At 61.0% G+C, this 16,217-nt stretch carries 18 protein-coding genes; 11 read left to right on the forward strand and 7 right to left on the reverse strand.

Annotated elements, in window-relative coordinates:
• Positions 1-9 precede the first annotated feature (9 nt).
• Together ACWIKB_RS20765 and ACWIKB_RS20770 are read right to left on the reverse strand one after the other, a co-directional pair.
• Positions 10-993 carry a FecR domain-containing protein gene (locus ACWIKB_RS20765; protein ID WP_475269126.1) on the reverse strand — a complete coding sequence of 328 codons (984 nt, stop codon included), beginning with the start codon at positions 991-993 and terminating at the stop codon, positions 10-12.
• 3 nt (positions 994-996) lie between these two features.
• Positions 997-1,521, reverse strand: a complete 525-nt coding sequence (locus ACWIKB_RS20770; RefSeq protein ID WP_475269127.1) for a sigma-70 family RNA polymerase sigma factor — start codon at positions 1,519-1,521, stop codon at positions 997-999.
• A gap of 293 nt (positions 1,522-1,814) precedes the next feature.
• Between ACWIKB_RS20770 and ACWIKB_RS20775 the strand changes: the two genes are divergently transcribed.
• Both ACWIKB_RS20775 and ACWIKB_RS20780 read left to right on the forward strand, forming a co-directional pair.
• The gene (locus ACWIKB_RS20775; protein ID WP_475269128.1) at positions 1,815-2,063 is read left to right on the forward strand and encodes a transmembrane sensor/regulator PpyR; all 249 of its coding nucleotides are present in this window, start codon (positions 1,815-1,817) and stop codon (positions 2,061-2,063) included.
• Positions 2,063-3,313 carry an NnrS family protein gene (locus tag ACWIKB_RS20780; protein ID WP_475269129.1) on the forward strand — a complete coding sequence of 417 codons (1,251 nt, stop codon included), beginning with the start codon at positions 2,063-2,065 and terminating at the stop codon, positions 3,311-3,313. The genes ACWIKB_RS20775 and ACWIKB_RS20780 overlap by 1 nt, the downstream gene beginning before the upstream one ends.
• Here the strand turns inward: ACWIKB_RS20780 and ACWIKB_RS20785 are convergent.
• Positions 3,297-4,226, reverse strand: a complete 930-nt coding sequence (locus ACWIKB_RS20785; protein WP_475269130.1) for a LysR family transcriptional regulator — start codon at positions 4,224-4,226, stop codon at positions 3,297-3,299. The two genes, ACWIKB_RS20780 and ACWIKB_RS20785, sit on opposite strands and share 17 nt — an antisense overlap.
• A 112-nt stretch (positions 4,227-4,338) precedes the next feature.
• Between ACWIKB_RS20785 and ACWIKB_RS20790 the strand changes: the two genes are divergently transcribed.
• From ACWIKB_RS20790 to ACWIKB_RS20810, 5 genes are all read left to right on the forward strand, one after another.
• Positions 4,339-5,184 (forward strand): oxidoreductase, encoded by an 846-nt coding sequence (locus ACWIKB_RS20790; RefSeq protein ID WP_475269131.1) that lies wholly within the window; start codon positions 4,339-4,341, stop codon positions 5,182-5,184.
• A 266-nt stretch (positions 5,185-5,450) separates the two neighbouring features.
• Positions 5,451-5,906 carry a (2Fe-2S)-binding protein gene (locus tag ACWIKB_RS20795; RefSeq protein WP_027923374.1) on the forward strand — a complete coding sequence of 152 codons (456 nt, stop codon included), beginning with the start codon at positions 5,451-5,453 and terminating at the stop codon, positions 5,904-5,906.
• A gap of 9 nt (positions 5,907-5,915) precedes the next feature.
• Positions 5,916-8,087: a xanthine dehydrogenase family protein molybdopterin-binding subunit gene (locus ACWIKB_RS20800; protein ID WP_475269132.1), complete on the forward strand. Its 2,172-nt coding sequence runs from the start codon at positions 5,916-5,918 to the stop codon at positions 8,085-8,087.
• Between the two features lies 1 nt (position 8,088).
• A complete protein-coding gene (locus ACWIKB_RS20805; RefSeq protein ID WP_475269133.1) occupies positions 8,089-8,670 on the forward strand; it encodes a hypothetical protein in 582 nt (193 codons plus the stop codon).
• 74 nt (positions 8,671-8,744) lie between these two features.
• Positions 8,745-9,353: a GGDEF domain-containing protein gene (locus ACWIKB_RS20810; RefSeq protein WP_475269134.1), complete on the forward strand. Its 609-nt coding sequence runs from the start codon at positions 8,745-8,747 to the stop codon at positions 9,351-9,353.
• On the opposite strand, the gene ACWIKB_RS20815 is transcribed toward ACWIKB_RS20810, so the two are convergent.
• Both ACWIKB_RS20815 and ACWIKB_RS20820 read right to left on the reverse strand, forming a co-directional pair.
• On the reverse strand, positions 9,300-10,586 hold the full coding sequence (locus ACWIKB_RS20815) for an amidase (protein WP_475269135.1): 1,287 nt from the start codon (positions 10,584-10,586) through the stop codon (positions 9,300-9,302). The two genes, ACWIKB_RS20810 and ACWIKB_RS20815, sit on opposite strands and share 54 nt — an antisense overlap.
• Positions 10,583-11,008 (reverse strand): VOC family protein, encoded by a 426-nt coding sequence (locus ACWIKB_RS20820; RefSeq protein ID WP_475269136.1) that lies wholly within the window; start codon positions 11,006-11,008, stop codon positions 10,583-10,585. The genes ACWIKB_RS20815 and ACWIKB_RS20820 overlap by 4 nt, the downstream gene beginning before the upstream one ends.
• Before the next feature lie 111 nt (positions 11,009-11,119).
• Between ACWIKB_RS20820 and ACWIKB_RS20825 the strand changes: the two genes are divergently transcribed.
• Positions 11,120-11,974, forward strand: a complete 855-nt coding sequence (locus ACWIKB_RS20825) for a LysR family transcriptional regulator (protein WP_475269137.1) — start codon at positions 11,120-11,122, stop codon at positions 11,972-11,974.
• 95 nt (positions 11,975-12,069) lie between these two features.
• Here ACWIKB_RS20825 and ACWIKB_RS20830 read toward each other — a convergent pair whose 3' ends face one another.
• Both ACWIKB_RS20830 and ACWIKB_RS20835 read right to left on the reverse strand, forming a co-directional pair.
• Positions 12,070-12,528 carry an REP-associated tyrosine transposase gene (locus ACWIKB_RS20830; RefSeq protein WP_475269138.1) on the reverse strand — a complete coding sequence of 153 codons (459 nt, stop codon included), beginning with the start codon at positions 12,526-12,528 and terminating at the stop codon, positions 12,070-12,072.
• Positions 12,529-12,752: 224 nt separating this feature from the next.
• A complete protein-coding gene (locus ACWIKB_RS20835; protein ID WP_475269139.1) occupies positions 12,753-13,637 on the reverse strand; it encodes a LysR family transcriptional regulator in 885 nt (294 codons plus the stop codon).
• Between the two features lie 127 nt (positions 13,638-13,764).
• Between ACWIKB_RS20835 and ACWIKB_RS20840 the strand changes: the two genes are divergently transcribed.
• Genes ACWIKB_RS20840 through catA form a run of 3 tightly spaced genes read left to right on the forward strand, consistent with a single transcriptional unit; the run spans position 13,765 to position 16,195 of the window.
• The gene (locus ACWIKB_RS20840; RefSeq protein WP_475269140.1) at positions 13,765-14,913 is read left to right on the forward strand and encodes a muconate cycloisomerase family protein; all 1,149 of its coding nucleotides are present in this window, start codon (positions 13,765-13,767) and stop codon (positions 14,911-14,913) included.
• Positions 14,914-14,923: 10 nt separating this feature from the next.
• Positions 14,924-15,214, forward strand: a complete 291-nt coding sequence (catC, locus tag ACWIKB_RS20845) for a muconolactone Delta-isomerase (protein ID WP_054053539.1) — start codon at positions 14,924-14,926, stop codon at positions 15,212-15,214.
• A gap of 51 nt (positions 15,215-15,265) precedes the next feature.
• Complete coding sequence (catA, locus tag ACWIKB_RS20850; protein WP_475269141.1) at positions 15,266-16,195, forward strand: catechol 1,2-dioxygenase; 930 nt, start codon at positions 15,266-15,268, stop codon at positions 16,193-16,195.
• Positions 16,196-16,217 lie beyond the last annotated feature (22 nt).

Raw genomic sequence — 16,217 nt, forward strand, 5'->3', positions numbered from 1 at the left:
TCGGGCGAATCACGCTTTCGGGCCGACGCTGACCCACCAAGGCAAGGTCCTCTGCACCCGTATCGGCAATGCCGCTTCCAGCAGGCGCAACGCCTGATCGGTGTCCTTGAGCGGGAACGAACCCATCACCGGCAGCCCGGCGATCGCCGGATCGCAGGCCAGATGTCCCGTTCTGTAGCGACTCAACTCTTCGATCAACTGGCCCAACGGCAGGTTGTCCGCCAGCAATACACCGCGACGCCAGGCTTCGCGCCCTGCAGCGGCAGACGTGGTCGTCAACATCTGATCTTCACTGAACGCCAGTTGCTTGCCGGCTTCGACGACCTGCACCTGACCCTGCAAGGTGTGGACTTCGACCGCGCCTTCGTAGACGTTCAGCAGCGTGCGCTGTTCTTCCTGTCGCACACTGAAACGCGTGCCCAGCGCGCGCATCTGGCCGTGGGCGGTGTGTACCAGGAACGGTCGGTGGATGTCCTTCGCGGTATCGATCAGCACTTCTCCGCAACGCAGCAGCAACAATCGTTGCGCGCCATCGAAACGTACGTTCAGCGCGCTCAGTGCGTTGAGCCAGATCCGGCTGCCGTCGCTGAGCAGGGTTTCCCGGGTTTCGCCGGTGCCGGTGGAGAGGTCGGCGGTCCAGCGACCCAAGGTGTCCGGCAACGAGGTTTGCCGCCAGGCGCCCCAGCCCAACAGGCTGCCCGACGCCAGGATAAACAGGCTCTTGAGGGTGTGGCGGCGGCTGACCGGCGAGCGAGCGGTGTGGCGCAACACATGGCTGGCAGCTTGCGGCTGATCATCCTGCAGGGCGGCGAAGCGTTGGCCGACGCGCTCGACATAGCGCCAGGCTTGCTGATGGTCGCCGCTTTGCGCCAGCCAGGCTTGCCAACGCTCGCGTTCCTGTTCGCCGGCCTGCTGATCGTGCAATTGCACATACCATTGGGCCGCCTGTTCGAGGCTGGCGTGGCTGATGCTGTTCGGGGACGTGCGGGGCATGGGTTACTCGATCAGCAGGCCGTCGAGTTCGGCCTCAAGCACCGCGCAATGCATCAACGCTTGGGCCAGGTACTTCTTGACCATACGTTCGCACACCCCGATTTGCTCGGCGATGGCGCGGTAGGGCAGGCCATGCAACTGGGCGAGGATGAACGCATCGCGTACCCGCTGGGGCAGCCGTTGCAGCATGGCGTCCACTTCATACAGGGTCTCGACAATGATCGCCCGTTGCTCCGGTGACGGTTGAACCGCCTGAGGCCGCGTGGCGAGGGTGTCGAGCCAGGCTTGCTCCAACTGACGGCGGCGCCAGTGATCGATGCACAAACCCCGGGCGATGGTCGCCAGGTAGGAGCGCTCACGGGTTTCGCAGTCGAATGCTGGCGGACGCTTGAGCACCCGGATAAACGTGTCATGCGCCAGGTCGGCGGCATCGAAGGCGTTATTCAAGCGACGGCGCAGCAGCTCATGCAACCAGCGGTGGTGCGAGAGGTAGAGGTTCTGAACGCTGGAGATATCGGCGACCGTCATCGTGAGCACTTATCCATGGGCGACCGGCGCCTTCGGTGCAAATAAGAATGGGTCGCGATTAAACCAAATGGCCTGAGTGTTCGCAAATGATATTGGTTTGCTTTTAGGCGGGTAGGCGGGGTGATTGTTTGTGATGTAGTCACTATGACTTTGATTTGAGTCATTAAGACCATTTAAGGGCTGAGTCATATTGACTGCGCTGTGGCCAACCTGTTGATTTGCAAGCCTATAAATCATGGCATGGGTTTTGGATTAACCCACGTACAACTGAACGGCTTCAGGAGTACGGAAAAATGTTCGATTTCTTCAGCAATCCCCACAACGTTCTGCACCTGTCGAGCAAAGTGCTGGGCCTGGGCCTGACTCTGCTTTTAGTCGGCATCTACGGCGCATACCTCTACAGCGGTCACTTGCCCATCGTGGCGCTGGTGTCGATGCACGCCATGACCATCATCGGCCCGACCTTGCTCAAAATCGGCTATGTGATGCGTTTGCTGGCCCAGCATCGGTTGGCAACCCACTACGTCGGCGCGGTAGCCTGATGCGCAAGTCCAACACAACCGGTGGGAGCGAGCCTGCTCGCGATAGCGGACTGGCAGGCAGTAAAAGTGTTGAGGCCACAACCGTCATCGCGAGCAAGCTCGCTCCCACAAGGGCAGCTGTTTTCAGTCTTGGGTTCCGACCGTTCTTCCTCGCCGGCGCCGGGTTTGCCGTGCTGGCGGTGGCGATCTGGGCACTGTGGTTGTACGGCCGGTTACCCGGTGCGCAACCGGTTGGCGGGATGCTGGCCTGGCATCGGCATGAAATGCCCTTCGGTTTTGCCACGGCGATCATCGCCGGGTTCCTGCTGACAGCGGTGCCGAACTGGACCGGGCGTCCGGGCCTGAATGGCTGGCCCTTGATTGGCCTGGTGCTGGTATGGCTGTTGGCGCGACTGGCCTGGTTGCTGCCAATCAACCCGACGCTGTTGATTGCCCTGCAACTACCGTTTCTGCCGTTGCTGGCCGGGTGCCTGGGGCGGGACTTGGTGGCGGCGGGCAAACGCGACAACTATCCGATCTTGCTGATGATCACGCTGCTGGCGGGCTGTCAGGTGCTGACGCTGTGGGGGCTGGTGAGCGATGACGCCGGATTGCAACGCCATGGCGTGCTGGCCGCGTTGTGGCTGGTGGCGGCGCTGATGAGTGTGATTGGCGGGCGGGTGATTCCATTCTTCATTCAGCGTGGCTTGAATCGGCCCGCTGCGGCACCGGCTCAGCCGTTGCCTACCCGAGTGTTGCTAGTGGGCAGTTTGTTGGCTGCTTTGTCTTTTGTCGCCGGTTTGAACGACGTACCCAAGTTGTGGCTGGCCGCGTTGTTCCTGATGCTCGGTGCTGTGCATCTGCTGCGGTTGTGGCGCTGGTACGACCGGGGCATTTGGCGGGTACCGTTGTTGTGGTCGCTGTACCTGGCTTACGCCTGGCTAGCGGTCGCGACGCTGGCCATGGCGCTGTGGCATGCGGGGCTGATGTCGCAACAGAGCCTGGCCACTCATTCGCTGGCGGTCGGCGGGATTGGCGGACTGATTCTGGCGATGATTGCCCGGGTCAGCCTGGGACATACCGGCCGCTTGCTCCAGCCTTCGAAAGCCGTGGTGCTGGGTTTCGCCTTGCTGCTGCTCGCCGGTGTGTGCCGGGTGTTGCTGGTGCCGTTTTCCGCCGCGGGATTGGGATTGTCGGCGCTGCTCTGGTGTACGGCGTTCGGGCTGTTTCTGACGCGTTATACCGGCATCCTGCTCAAGCCGAGGGTCTAGCGCCGAGGCCGCCACGTTCGGCGATCCAACGGGTCGTCATGTCGATAAACGCCCGCAATTTCGGCTGCGTCTGCGTGCGGCTGGGGAAGTACAGGTACAGGCCCGAACTCAGCGGCACAAACGGTTGCAGCACCCGTTGCAGGCGTCCATCGGCCAACTCGTCGGCAATCTCCAGGTCGCAGGCATACGCCAGGCCCAAGCCATCCCGGGCTGCTGCCACCAGCAACTTGCGGTCGTTGACGATCACGCCACCGGCGACACCGACGGTGAAGTCGCGTCCTTCGCGACGAAATTCCCAGCGATGGGCGTTGCCCGAGGTCGAAAAACGAAAGCCGATGCATTCGTGCCCGGTCAGCGCTTCAGGCGTGGCAGGTTGCCCGGCCCTGGCGAAATACGCGGGAGAGCCTACGACCGACCATTGCAGATCAGGCGTCAGGCGCACGGCGACCATGTCTTTCTCGATCGACTCACCCAACCTGATCCCGGCATCGAAACCGCCCGCCATCAAATCCACGGTGGCGTCGTCGAGGGAAATATCCAGGGTGACTTGCGGGTGGGCCTGGCGAAACAGCGGGATCAACGGCTCGATCAATAACGCGCCGGACAGCCGTGGCGCGGTGATGCGCAGCGTCCCCATCGGTTGATCGCGAAAACCGCTGAGCACCGCCAGCGCTTCATCGATTTCACTGGCGGCCGGGCGCAAACGGTTGAACAGGCTGGCGCCGGCCTCGGTTAGCGCAACGCGGCGGGTGGTGCGCTGGAACAACAGCACGCCGGTGCGCCGCTCCAGCAATTTGATCGCATGGCTGACCGCCGTGGGCGTGACGGCCAGACGGGTAGCGGCGAGGGTGAAGCTTTTGTGCTCGGCCACCGCGAGGAATTCGGTCAAGCCGTCGAACGGGTCGTGATTCATGGTCCGCCTATTATGAAACTGCGTTTCATAGTGCTTGTAACACGAGGGCATTTCTCCCACCAATCTTGCGGCGTACCTTGGGCACATCTCCAACCCACACAAGGTATCGATCATGAGCACTTCCAACGCTTTCAAACGTGTCTGGCTGGTTACCGGCGCATCCCGTGGCATCGGCGCGAAAATCGTTGCCGCCGCGCTGGCCAACGGTGACGCGGTGGTAGCTACCGCCCGGAATGCGAGCACCTTGATTGAGCGTTTCGGCGATCAACCGGGCTTGCTGGCCGCCACCCTCGACGTCACCAACGAAGCCCAGGGCGCCGCAGTGGCAAAAGCCGCCATCGAACACTTCGGGCGAATCGACGTGCTGGTCAACAACGCCGGTTTCGGTTTGCTCGGCGCGGTGGAAGAGGCGAGCAGTGATGAGATCAAGCGGCTTTACGAAACCAACGTCTTTGGCCTGCTGAATGTCACTCGTGGGGTGCTGCCGTACATGCGCGCCGCCCGTAGCGGTCATGTGATCAACATCTCTTCGGTGGGTGGCTTCCAGTCGGCGCCGGGCTACGGCGTGTATTGCTCGACCAAATTTGCCGTCGAAGCCCTGAGCGAAGCGCTGCATGGCGAACTGGCGCCACTGGGGGTGAAAGTGACCGTGGTCGAACCGGGCTACTTCCGTACCGATTTCCTCGACACCAACTCCCTGGTCGAATCCCCGGAATCGATCGCCGACTACGCCCCGACCGCCGGTGAGGTGCGCAAACTGGCCAAAGCCGTCAACCAGCAACAACCCGGCGACCCGGAGAAACTGGCCCAGGCGCTGATCACCCTGGTTGAAGCCGAGCAACCACCGTTGCGCCTGCCGCTGGGGACTGATTCAGTGCGTTACATCGAGGCCAAGAATGCGTTCGTCGCTGATGAGCTGAACACCTGGCGCACGTTGTCACAATCCACCGATTTCTAACCCCCTGAACCAATCCCTGTGGGAGCGGGCTTGCTCGCGAAGGCGGCTTAACATTCAACATCCATGTTGCCTGACACGCCACTTTCGCGAGCAAGCCCGCTCCCACAAGGGATTTTCGACAGTCAGGGATACGTGACCGGCGGTCGCAGAAGCTGGCCACCAGGTCAATCTGCGCTTAGCTGTATGGATAACCCGAGGCGCGCGTAGGTCCTGCATTACCACAGCGGCGCCCCTTCAGAACACCGTGAGTCTGAGGAAGATCCGCCATGTTGACCCTGAATATCAATGGCAAGGACCAGGCGCTGGATGTCCCCGCGGACATGCCGCTGCTGTGGGTCCTGCGCGATGTCGCGCACCTCACCGGCACCAAGTTCGGTTGCGGCATGGCCCAGTGCGGTGCCTGCACCGTGCATGTCGATGGCGCGCCGCTACGGTCCTGCATCACCCCGGCCACCGCCGTGGCCAACGGGCAAAAAATCCTCACCATCGAAGGCCTGTCCACTGACGGTTCGCACCCGGTGCAACAGGCCTGGGCCGAACTCGACGTGGTGCAGTGCGGTTACTGCCAGTCGGGGCAGATCATGTCGGCCGCCGCACTGTTGGCGAAGATCCCCAAGCCCACCGACAGCGACATCGACCAGGCGCTCTCCGGCAACATCTGCCGCTGCGGCACTTATCCAAGGATCCGCGCTGCGGTCAAACGTGCCGCCGAGATCGGTTGAGGCCATGTCATGAACAGCATCATCAAACCCGTATCACGTCGCGGTTTTCTCAAGGGCAGTGCCGTGCTCGGCGGTGGTCTGGTGGTGGCGTTTGTCATCCCCGGCGGCCATCGTTTCGCGATGGGCGCCGAGAACCAGGGCAATGCCTTCGCCCCCAATGCCTTCCTGCGCATCGCCAATGACAACACCGTGACCATCCTGCTCGGCCACTCCGAGATGGGCCAGGGCATCTGGACCGGACTGACCATGTTGATCGCCGAAGAACTGGACGCCGACTGGTCGAAAATCCGCGTAGAACACTCTCCTGCCTCGGCCAAGGATTATGGTTTGGCAGGCTTTGGCGGCATGCAGATCACTGGCGGCTCGACCTCGACCTGGATGGAGTTCGACCGCTATCGCCAGGCTGGCGCCGCCGCGCGGTTGATGTTGATCGACGCCGCCGCCAAGCGCTTCAACGTCGCACCGTCCGACATTCGCACTGAACCGGGCGTGGTGATTGCCGGTGACAATCGCGCCACTTACGGCGAACTGGCCGATGACGCTGGCAAGTTACCCGTGCCAGACCCGGCCTCGATCAAGTTCAAGGAAGCCAAAGACTGGAAGATCATCGGCAAACCGACCAAACGCCTCGACACCCCGGAGAAAATCACCGGGCGGGCCAAGTTCGGTATGGACGTGCAGTTCGACGGCCTGATGACCGCCATGGTCGCGCGCCCGCCGGTATTCGGCGGCAGCGTCAAAACCTTCGAAGGCGCCTCGGCACTGGCGGTGCCAGGGGTGCACAAAGTGGTGCAGGTGCCCACGGGCGTGGCAGTGATTGCCGATCATTACTGGGCGGCGAAACTGGGCCGCGATGCGCTGAAAATCGACTGGGACCTGGGGCCGAACACCGGGCTCGACAGCGTGAAGCTGCTGGAAAGCTTCCGCCAACTTGCCGCCACCCCCGGCGTGCCGGCCAGCCAGGCCGGTGATGCCGCCGCCACATTGAAGAAAGCGGCGAAAACCATCGACGTTGAATACAGCGTGCCGTACCTGGCCCACGCGCCGATGGAGCCGCTCAACTGCACGGTGAAAATCACCACGGACAAATGCGAGATCTGGACTGGCACTCAGTTCCAGACTCTCGATCAAATGGTCGCGGGCAAAATCACCGGGCTCAAACCCGAACAGGTGGAAATCCACACCGAATTCCTCGGCGGCGGCTTCGGCCGTCGGGCCAATCCGACCTCGGATTTTGTCGCCGAAGCTGTGCAAGTCGCCAAGGCGGCGGGCATGCCGGTGAAAACCGTGTGGTCCCGTGAGGACGACATTCGCGGCGGCTACTACCGTTCAATGTTCCTCCATCAAGCGAACATTGGCCTGGATGCCGACGGCATGCCGCTGGCCTGGAAGCATGTGATGGTCGGGCAGTCGATCATGGACGGCACCGCGTTTGCGGCGACCATGGTCAAGGACGGCGTCGACAAGACGTCGGTCGAAGGCGTGGCCGACAGTCCTTACATCGAGGGCCTGGCTAATCACCAAGTGGAACTGCACTCACCGAAAACCGGCATCAGCGTGCTCTGGCTGCGCTCGGTGGGGCATAGCCACAACGCGTTTGTCATGGAGTCGTTGATCGACGAGATGGCCGATGCGGCCGGCAAGGACCCGGTGGAGTACCGACGAACCTTGCTCAAGGAGCATCCACGACATTTGGGCGTACTGAACCTGGCAGTGGAGAAGGCCAACTGGACCGCACCACTGCCTGACGGTCACGCCTTGGGTGTGGCGGTGCATGAGTCGTTCGGCAGCTACGTCGCCCATGTCGCCGAAGTGTCCGAGGACAACCTGAAGATTCGTGTGCACCGGGTGGTGTGCGCGGTGGATTGCGGCATCGCGGTCAACCCGCAGAGCATCGCCGCGCAGATGGAGTCCTGCGTCACCTTCGGCCTCGGTTTTGCCTTGCGCAGCAAACTGACGTTCAAGGATGGCCAGGTGGTGCAGTCCAACTACCACGATTATCAGGTGCTGCGACTCAATGAGATGCCGGTGGTGGAGGTGCATATCGTGCCCAGTACCGACAAACCCGGCGGCATCGGCGAGGCCGGTGTGCCGCCCGTGGCGCCAGCGGTGGCCAACGCGGTGTTTGCCCTGACCGGGCAGCGTCTGCGGGAACTGCCGTTGCAACTGTCGGGGGTGTGACATGAGACGACATTTGATCCTGGGTGCCGTGGTGTTGGTGGGGCTGACCGGCTATGCGTCGGACCTGTTCGCAGCGGACAATCCGGCGGCGTTGAAAGCCTTCGACACCGTGCAGAAGGTCTTCCAGAGCCCCCGCTGCCAGAACTGCCACATCCCTGGCGATTCACCGTTGCAGTTCGATGCCGGCACCCCACACATGATGAACGTCGTGCGCGGCATGGACGGCAAGGGCGCCGCCGGTTTGCCTTGCGCCACCTGCCACGCCGAAAACAACCCCCCGGCCAGTTACGGCCCCCACGCACCGCCAGGCGCCCCGCACTGGAGCCTGCCGCCCGCAGCACACAAAATGGCCTGGATCGGCCTGCCGGCAGACAAGCTCTGCGCATTGATCAAGGACCGTTCCAGTAACGGCGACCGGGATTTCGCTGCGCTGATCAAACACGTCAGCGACGACAAACTGGTGCTCTGGGGCTGGAATCCGGGCGGCAATCGGGCGCCGGTTCCGGTGCCGCACGACATCTTTGTCACGCAATTCAAGCTCTGGGCGGACGCCGGAGGTCCATGTCCCGTGGCGGGCATCTGACCAACGGCGGCTTAAAAAGGAGTCAAACCGGATATGTGCGGCTCTAACGTACATACCCATCGCAGGAGTGACACATGCTGGTTCCAGGCAAACCGATCAAACCGGGCGCTTGCGCAGACACCTTGCACGGTCCGGACACTGCACTGCAGGAGCGCGAAATGCTGCGCGACCTGGCGCGTCAGGCCGAGCAGGAACTGACCGCGGTGCAGGTGGCGAGCATGGATGAATTGACGCTGCTGCCCAATCGTCATGGCTTCGACGCCTTGGCTCAACGGGGGCTGGACGCTTGCTTACAATTGGGCAAACCGGCGACATTGCTGTTTTTCGACCTCGATAACTTCAAACACATCAACTATCTGTATGGCCGCGCCGAAGGCGATGACGCCTTGAAAACCTTCGCCGATGTGCTGCGGATCGCCTTTCGCGAAAGCGATGTGATCGGTCGCATGGGCAGCGATGAGTTCGCGGTCTTGCTGACCGGCGCCAACGCGGTGGAGATCCCGGCGATCCGGGCGCGGCTCGAAGAGATGCTCGACGAGCGCAACGCCACGGTGCATTGCGGTTATGACATTCGCTTCAGTGTCGGCCAGATCGAGTTTCATCCGGCGCTGCACCAGACCGTGGACGGTCTATTGGCCGCGATCGGTGAGCAGATCAGCGGCCGCCCGTTCGGCCACTCGTAACAGCGCAGCGTCATTTCGGAACCGGCCGATCATCTGTAGCCCGATCGGCAGCAATCCTTCAGCGCGTGGCAGCGGGAGATTCACTTGCGGCCAGCCGAACGCGCCCCAGAACTTGATGTAGTCCGATGGGCCGGTGTTTTCGGCGCTGTCCGCATACAGCGGTGCGACGCTCCCGCAACACGGACCGAGCATTGCGTCGAACGGTTGGCAAATCTCATTCAGGATCGGCGCAAGGGCCGCCAATCGAGCCTTGGCAGCGGATTCCTGGTCCCACGTTGTGGCCGCCGCGCGGTCGAACATCGCCAGTATCGAAGGGCTTAACAGCGCCCGATGTTGTTGAAACTCCTTCGCCAGTGAACGGGCGCCTTCGCAATCGTTGATCAACAGGTGGTCGTCGAACACCCCGGCGAAATCATCCGGCAGTTGCACCTCCGTAACCTGATGACCAGCGCTGCGCAAGTGTGCAATCGCTTGTTCCAGAGCGTTGGCCACTTCGGGAGCGACTTGATCCCAGCGCTCGGTGCGATAGAAGCCCAAACGCAGGGGGCGCTGTTCGATGTCAGGCACTTTGAATCCTGGAATCAACACCCGCGCCACAAGATTCAGATCCCGCACCGAGCGACCATACCAGCCGACGGTATCGAAGCTCGGCGCCAGCGGTTTTATCCCTTCCAGCGACACCAGCCCAAACGACGGCTTGAACGCGAACAGGCCGCAGTAGGACGCCGGTTTAAGCAGCGATCCGGCGGTCTGGGTGCCCAGCGCCACGGCAAACAAATCCGCTGCCATCCCAGCCGCCGAACCGGCGCTGGAACTGCCCGGCGTGCGCTCCAGATCATGAGGGTTGCGGGTCGGGCCGGTGCGCATGTAGGCAAATTCAGTGGTGTGGGTCTTGCCCATGATCAGCGCGCCGGCTTGGCGCAGCAGGGTCACCACATGGGCGTCCCGGGATGGTTGATGGTCGGCATAGATCGGCGAAAAGAACTGCGTGGGATGGTCAGCGCTGTCGATGATGTCCTTGACGCCCACCGGCACACCGGCCAGCAGACCTCGGCCATCATTTAGCGCGGCGTGCAGGCGCACCTGTGGCGGTTTCAGCGAGACGAAGGCGTGGATGTCCGGTTCCAGGGTTTCGATGCGCTGAAGAAAGGCATCGGCAATGGCTGCGACGGTTATCTCGCCATCGCGAACCGACTGACTGAGGGCGGTGGCGTCCAGGGCAGGGCGGCTCATTTGGCGAACAACTGGCTGATGTCCTTGAACGCCTTGAACTCCAGGGCATTGCCGCAGGGGTCGAAGAGAAACATCGTCGCTTGTTCACCCACCAATCCCTGAAAACGAATACCAGGCTCGATCACGAACTGCGTGCCAAGGGCTTGCAGGCGTTCGGCCAGGGTTTCCCATTCCGCCATCCCCAGCACCACGCCAAAGTGCGGCACCGGCACGTTGTGGCCATCCACGGCGTTGGTGTGAGCGGCTTCTTGCGAGGCGTTCTTCGGCGCCAGGTGAATCACCAGTTGATGGCCGAAAAAGTTGAAATCCACCCAGTGGTCACTGGAGCGGCCTTCTTCAAGACCGAACACTTCGCCATAGAAACTGCGTGCGGCCGCGAGGTCATATACCGGAATCGCCAGGTGAAAAGGGGAAAGCTGCATCGTGTCATCCTCAACGGTCGAAAGTTGAATCTGAGTTTAGTCCTGTGCTTTTTGATTAAAAGACGATAATTTTTGCGTCGAGCTCAAATTATTTCGATCAATGGCGAACCTATGCTGCGGGAACTGAAAACCTTTATCGCGGTGACCCGCTACGGCACGTTCGCGGCGGCCGGCATGCACATCGGCCTGACGCAGTCGGCGGTCAGTGCGCAGATTCGCAATCTGGAGCAGGCGCTGGGCATTCGTTTGTTCGACCGCACCGGACGCCAGGCACTGCTCAATGCGGCAGGCCAGCGGGCGTTGCCGATGGCTCGCGAGATGCTGGAAACCTTCGCGCGCATGGCGGTCAGTGATGACGTCAGTGAATATCGCGGCGAGCTGAAGATTGGTGCGGTGGCCACGGTGCAGACCGGGTTGTTGCCCCAGGCGTTGTTGCGATTGAGGCAGCAGGCACCGTTGCTGGAGCCGAAATTGGTGCCAGGGGTGTCGCTGAATTTGCTGAGTCAGGTCGATACTGGTGAAGTGGACCTGGCGATCCTGATCAAGCCGCCATTCGAACTGCCCAAGGAGCTGTCGGCGCAAGTCATCCGCAAAGAACCGTTTGTGCTGATCGTGCCTGCGGATTTGGAGGGCGATGATCCGCTGCAACTACTCGCCGACCACCCTCACGTGCGCTACGACCGCAACTCATTCGGCGGACGCCTGGTCACGAGGTTTCTGCGTGAACAGCAGATTGACGTGCGGGTGGCGCTGGAGCTGGATGAGCTGGAGGCGATTGTGAAAATGGTCGAATGCGGGTTGGGGGTTTCGTTGTTGCCCGAGGCGGGATTGTGGGTTGAGCATGGGGCGAAGGTGAGGGTGATTGCGTTGGGGGAATTGACGTTCTATCGCGAGATTGTGTTGTTGCAGCGCTATAGCCAGCGCACGCAGCCGATCCAGCAGTTGTTTTCGCGTTGTTTGTTTTGAAGATCAAAAGATCGCAGCCTTCGGCAGCTCCCACACAGGCTCGGCGTTGTCTCTGTAGGAGCTGCCGAAGGCTGCGATCTTTTGATCTTGCCGTTTCAAAACCAAATGGCATCCCACAAAGAGTAATCACCCACTCGGCTGACCAACCCCGCACGCAAAGGATTCAGGACGATGTACCGTGCCGCATCCTTGATATCTTCATCACGACGTAACGCGCGGTCGTAATACCCCCGTTGCCATATTCGGCCTTGGCTGCAGCGCGCAAGATTGATTGAGCGACTGCTTCTGGATTTGATGCGGCACATCAGCTCGGCCAACGTGCCGTGATGCAATTCCACCAGCCAATGCAAATGATCCGGCATCACGACCCAAGCCATGGATGTGACCCAAGAGGTTTGATCAGCATGGCGCAACTGATCGACCAGAAGCCGCCCCAACCGCCAATCGGCGAACACTGGTTGACGTTGTTCAGTAACAGCGGTCAGCAGGTAGATACGACCTGATTCAGTAATGCGTGCCTTGGGCAGGCGACATCCATTTGCAGCGACAGGCATTCCTTTGCCCTCCTTGAGATGTGTTTGCAAATGAACGTTAGTCGATGCAATTTCTGTCGTCGGCCAAAGCGTTTTCGGGATATTTCAAGTGCGCCATTTCCGCCAATCTGATGTCGTATGCGGTCCCTGTAGGAGCTGCCGAAGGCTGCGATCTTTTGATCTTGTTTTTAAAAGGCCAAATCAAAAGATCGCAGCCTTCGGCAGCTCCTACGTTGAGTCACGGTTCAGTTCTGGGGCACCAGCTCATCAATCATCTGCAAACAATGATTCAACCCCGGCGAGACATCGCCCACCCGTCGGCTGAGGATGATCGGCGAGGTGGCGTTGTCTTCCAGCAGCGGGGTGAAGCCGATGTCGTCGCGGTGCAGCAGTTGCACCGAGGCGGGTACCAGGGTGACGCCGATGCCGGCGCCCACCAGGCCGATCGCGGTTTGCAGTTCGTTGGTCCATTGCGCCACATGGATGCTTACGCCGTAGGACTCGAACAGTGCGATCACATGGTCGGCATAGCTCGGGCGCGGGTTGCCGGGGTAGAGCACGAAGGGTTCTTTCGCCAGTTCACGCAGGCTGATGGGACCGGCCAGCAGCGGGTGGCCGGCGGGCAGGGCGGCGACCAGGCGATCTTCGGTGAGCACGGTCTGGATGATCGCCGGGTCGTCGATGCGGATGCGCCCGAAACCCACATCAATGCGCCCGGCCTTGAGCGCCTGCACCTGTTGCAGAGTGGTCATCTCTGACAGACCCAATTCAAGTTCCAAGCGCTCATGGTTGCGCAAGCGGCGAATCAGTTCCGGCAGCACGCCGTAGAGTGTCGACGGTGCAAAACCGATGCCCAGCCAGGTCTTTTCCCCGAGGCCGATCCGCCGCGTGTTGTCGCAGACCTTGCCCAGTTGCTCCAGCAGCGCACTCGAATGCTCATGAAAAAACCGCCCGGCGTCGGTCAGCTTCAGCGGTCGTCCACGCTCCAGCAGCAGCACCCCGAGTTCATCTTCCAGTTGCTGGATCTGTCGACTCAAGGGCGGCTGGGCAATGTGCAACAGTTCGGCGGCGCGGGTGAAGTTGAGGGTTTGAGCCAACACCTGAAAATAACGCAGGTGACGCAGTTCCATGGGGCCTCCAGACGCTGATGGGTTGAATACCTTTAAGGTATCAAGCCAGACCAATTCTATATTGGCCGCCACGGAAAAGCCGTATGAGAATCCGATCCAGAACTTTAAGAACCTGACGGGTATCGACATGCTTGCAACAGCCATTGAATCGATCGAGACGATCATCGTCGATCTGCCGACCATCCGCCCGCACAAACTGGCGATGCACACCATGCAGAACCAGACCCTGGTGATCATCCGTGTGCGCTGCGCCGATGGCATTGAAGGGATTGGCGAATCCACCACCATCGGTGGCCTGGCGTATGGCAATGAAAGCCCGGACAGCATCAAGACCAATATCGACAAACACTTCGCGCCGTTGCTGATCGGCGAGGACAGCAGCAACGTCAATGCGGCGATGTTGCGCCTGGAACGCAGCATTCGCGGCAATACCTTTGCCAAGTCCGGTATTGAAACCGCGTTGCTCGACGCCCAGGGTAAACGTCTTGGCCTGGCGGTCAGCGAGTTGTTGGGCGGGCGGGTTCGCGAGGCGTTACCGGTGGCCTGGACCCTGGCCAGTGGCGACACCGCGCAGGACATCGCCGAAGCGGAAAAAATGCTAGACCTGCGCCGGCATCGGATCTTCAAACTGAAAATCGGTGCTGGCGAGGTCAATCGCGATCTGGCCCACGTCATCGCGATCAAGAAAGCCCTGGGCGATCGCGCTAGTGTTCGGGTCGATGTCAATCAGGCCTGGGACGAAGCGGTGGCACTGCGCGCCTGCCGAATCCTCGGCACTAACGGCATCGACCTGATTGAACAACCGATCTCGCGCAATAACCGCGCTGGCATGGCACGCCTGAATGCGATGAGCCCGGCGCCGATCATGGCCGACGAGTCCATTGAATGCGTGGAGGATGCCTTCAACCTGGCGCGTGAAGGCGCGGCGTCGGTGTTCGCCCTGAAGATCGCCAAGAACGGTGGCCCGCGCGCTGTGTTGCGAACCGCCGCGATTGCCGAAGCGGCCGGTATCGGCCTGTACGGCGGCACCATGCTCGAAGGCGGGATCGGCACGCTGGCCTCGGCCCACGCGTTTATTACCCTGAACAAACTGGCCTGGGACACTGAGTTGTTCGGCCCATTGCTGTTGACCGAAGACATTCTCAGCGAGCCGCTGGTCTATCGCGATTTCGAACTGCATGTGCCAAAAACACCGGGTCTGGGCTTGAGCCTGGATGCAGAACGCCTGGCATTTTTCCGCCGCGACAAGTCTTCCACTGCCGTTTATAAAGCCTGAGGAGAGCATCATGCTGTTCCACGTAAAAATGACCGTGAACCTGCCGCTCGACATGAACCCCGAACTCGCCACTCGGCTCAAGGCCGACGAGAAAGCCCTGGCCCAGCGCCTGCAAGAGCAGGGCAAGTGGCGCCATCTGTGGCGCATCGCCGGGCACTACGCCAATTACAGCGTGTTCGATGTCGACAGCGTTCAGGAACTGCACGACCTGCTGATGCAATTGCCGCTGTTTCCGTACATGGCCATCGAGATCGACGCGCTGTGCCGGCATCCTTCTTCGATTCGCGAGGATGACCGCTGAACCCGGCCGCTTCAGTTCGCTACGCTTATAACTACAAGATGAGGAACCACCATGAACGTCAAGATTTCCCACACTGCCAGTGCCCAGAAGTTTCTCGAAGAGGCCAGCGGTCTGCTCAACGATGCCGGTGATCCACGGGTCAAGGCACTGGTTTATCGGATACTGCGGGACTCGGTGAACATCATCGAAGACCTGGCCGTGACCCCTGAAGAGTTCTGGAAAGCTGTGAATTACCTGAACGTGCTGGGTTCGCGTCAAGAGGCGGGTTTATTGGTGGCCGGGCTCGGTCTGGAGCATTACCTGGACCTTTTGATGGACGCCGAAGACGAGCAGGCCGGCAAGTCCGGCGGCACGCCACGCACCATCGAAGGGCCGCTGTATGTAGCCGGTGCGCCGTTGTCTGAAGGCGAGGCGCGACTCGATGACGGTGTCGATCCGGGCGTAACTTTGTTCATGCAAGGCCAGGTGTTTAATACCGCTGGTGAACCGTTGGCCGGGGCCGTGGTGGATGTCTGGCACGCCAATACCGGTGGCACCTATTCGTACTTCGATGCCACGCAATCCGAATTCAACCTGCGTCGCCGGATAGTCACCGATGCCGAGGGCCGTTACCGGTTCCGCAGCATCGTGCCGTCGGGCTACGGCTGCCCGCCGGACGGTCCGACCCAGCAATTGCTCGATCAACTGGGTCGCCACGGGCAGCGGCCGGCGCATATCCATTTCTTTATCTCGGCGCCGGACCATCGCCACCTGACCACCCAGATCAACCTCGACGGCGACAAATACCTGCACGACGATTTCGCCTATGCCACCCGTGATGAGCTGATCGCCCACATCACTTTCAGCGACGATCCGCAGCGTGCGGCGGCCCACGGTGTCAGCGGTCGATTTGCCGAAATCGACTTCGACTTCACCTTGCAGTCGTCCGCCCAGCCTGAGGAGCAGCAGCGCATGGAACGTGTGCGCGCACTCGAAGACTGACAGCGCACTATTGAGCCTCCTG

Source organism: Pseudomonas sp. 5Vm1k (assembly GCF_056161485.1).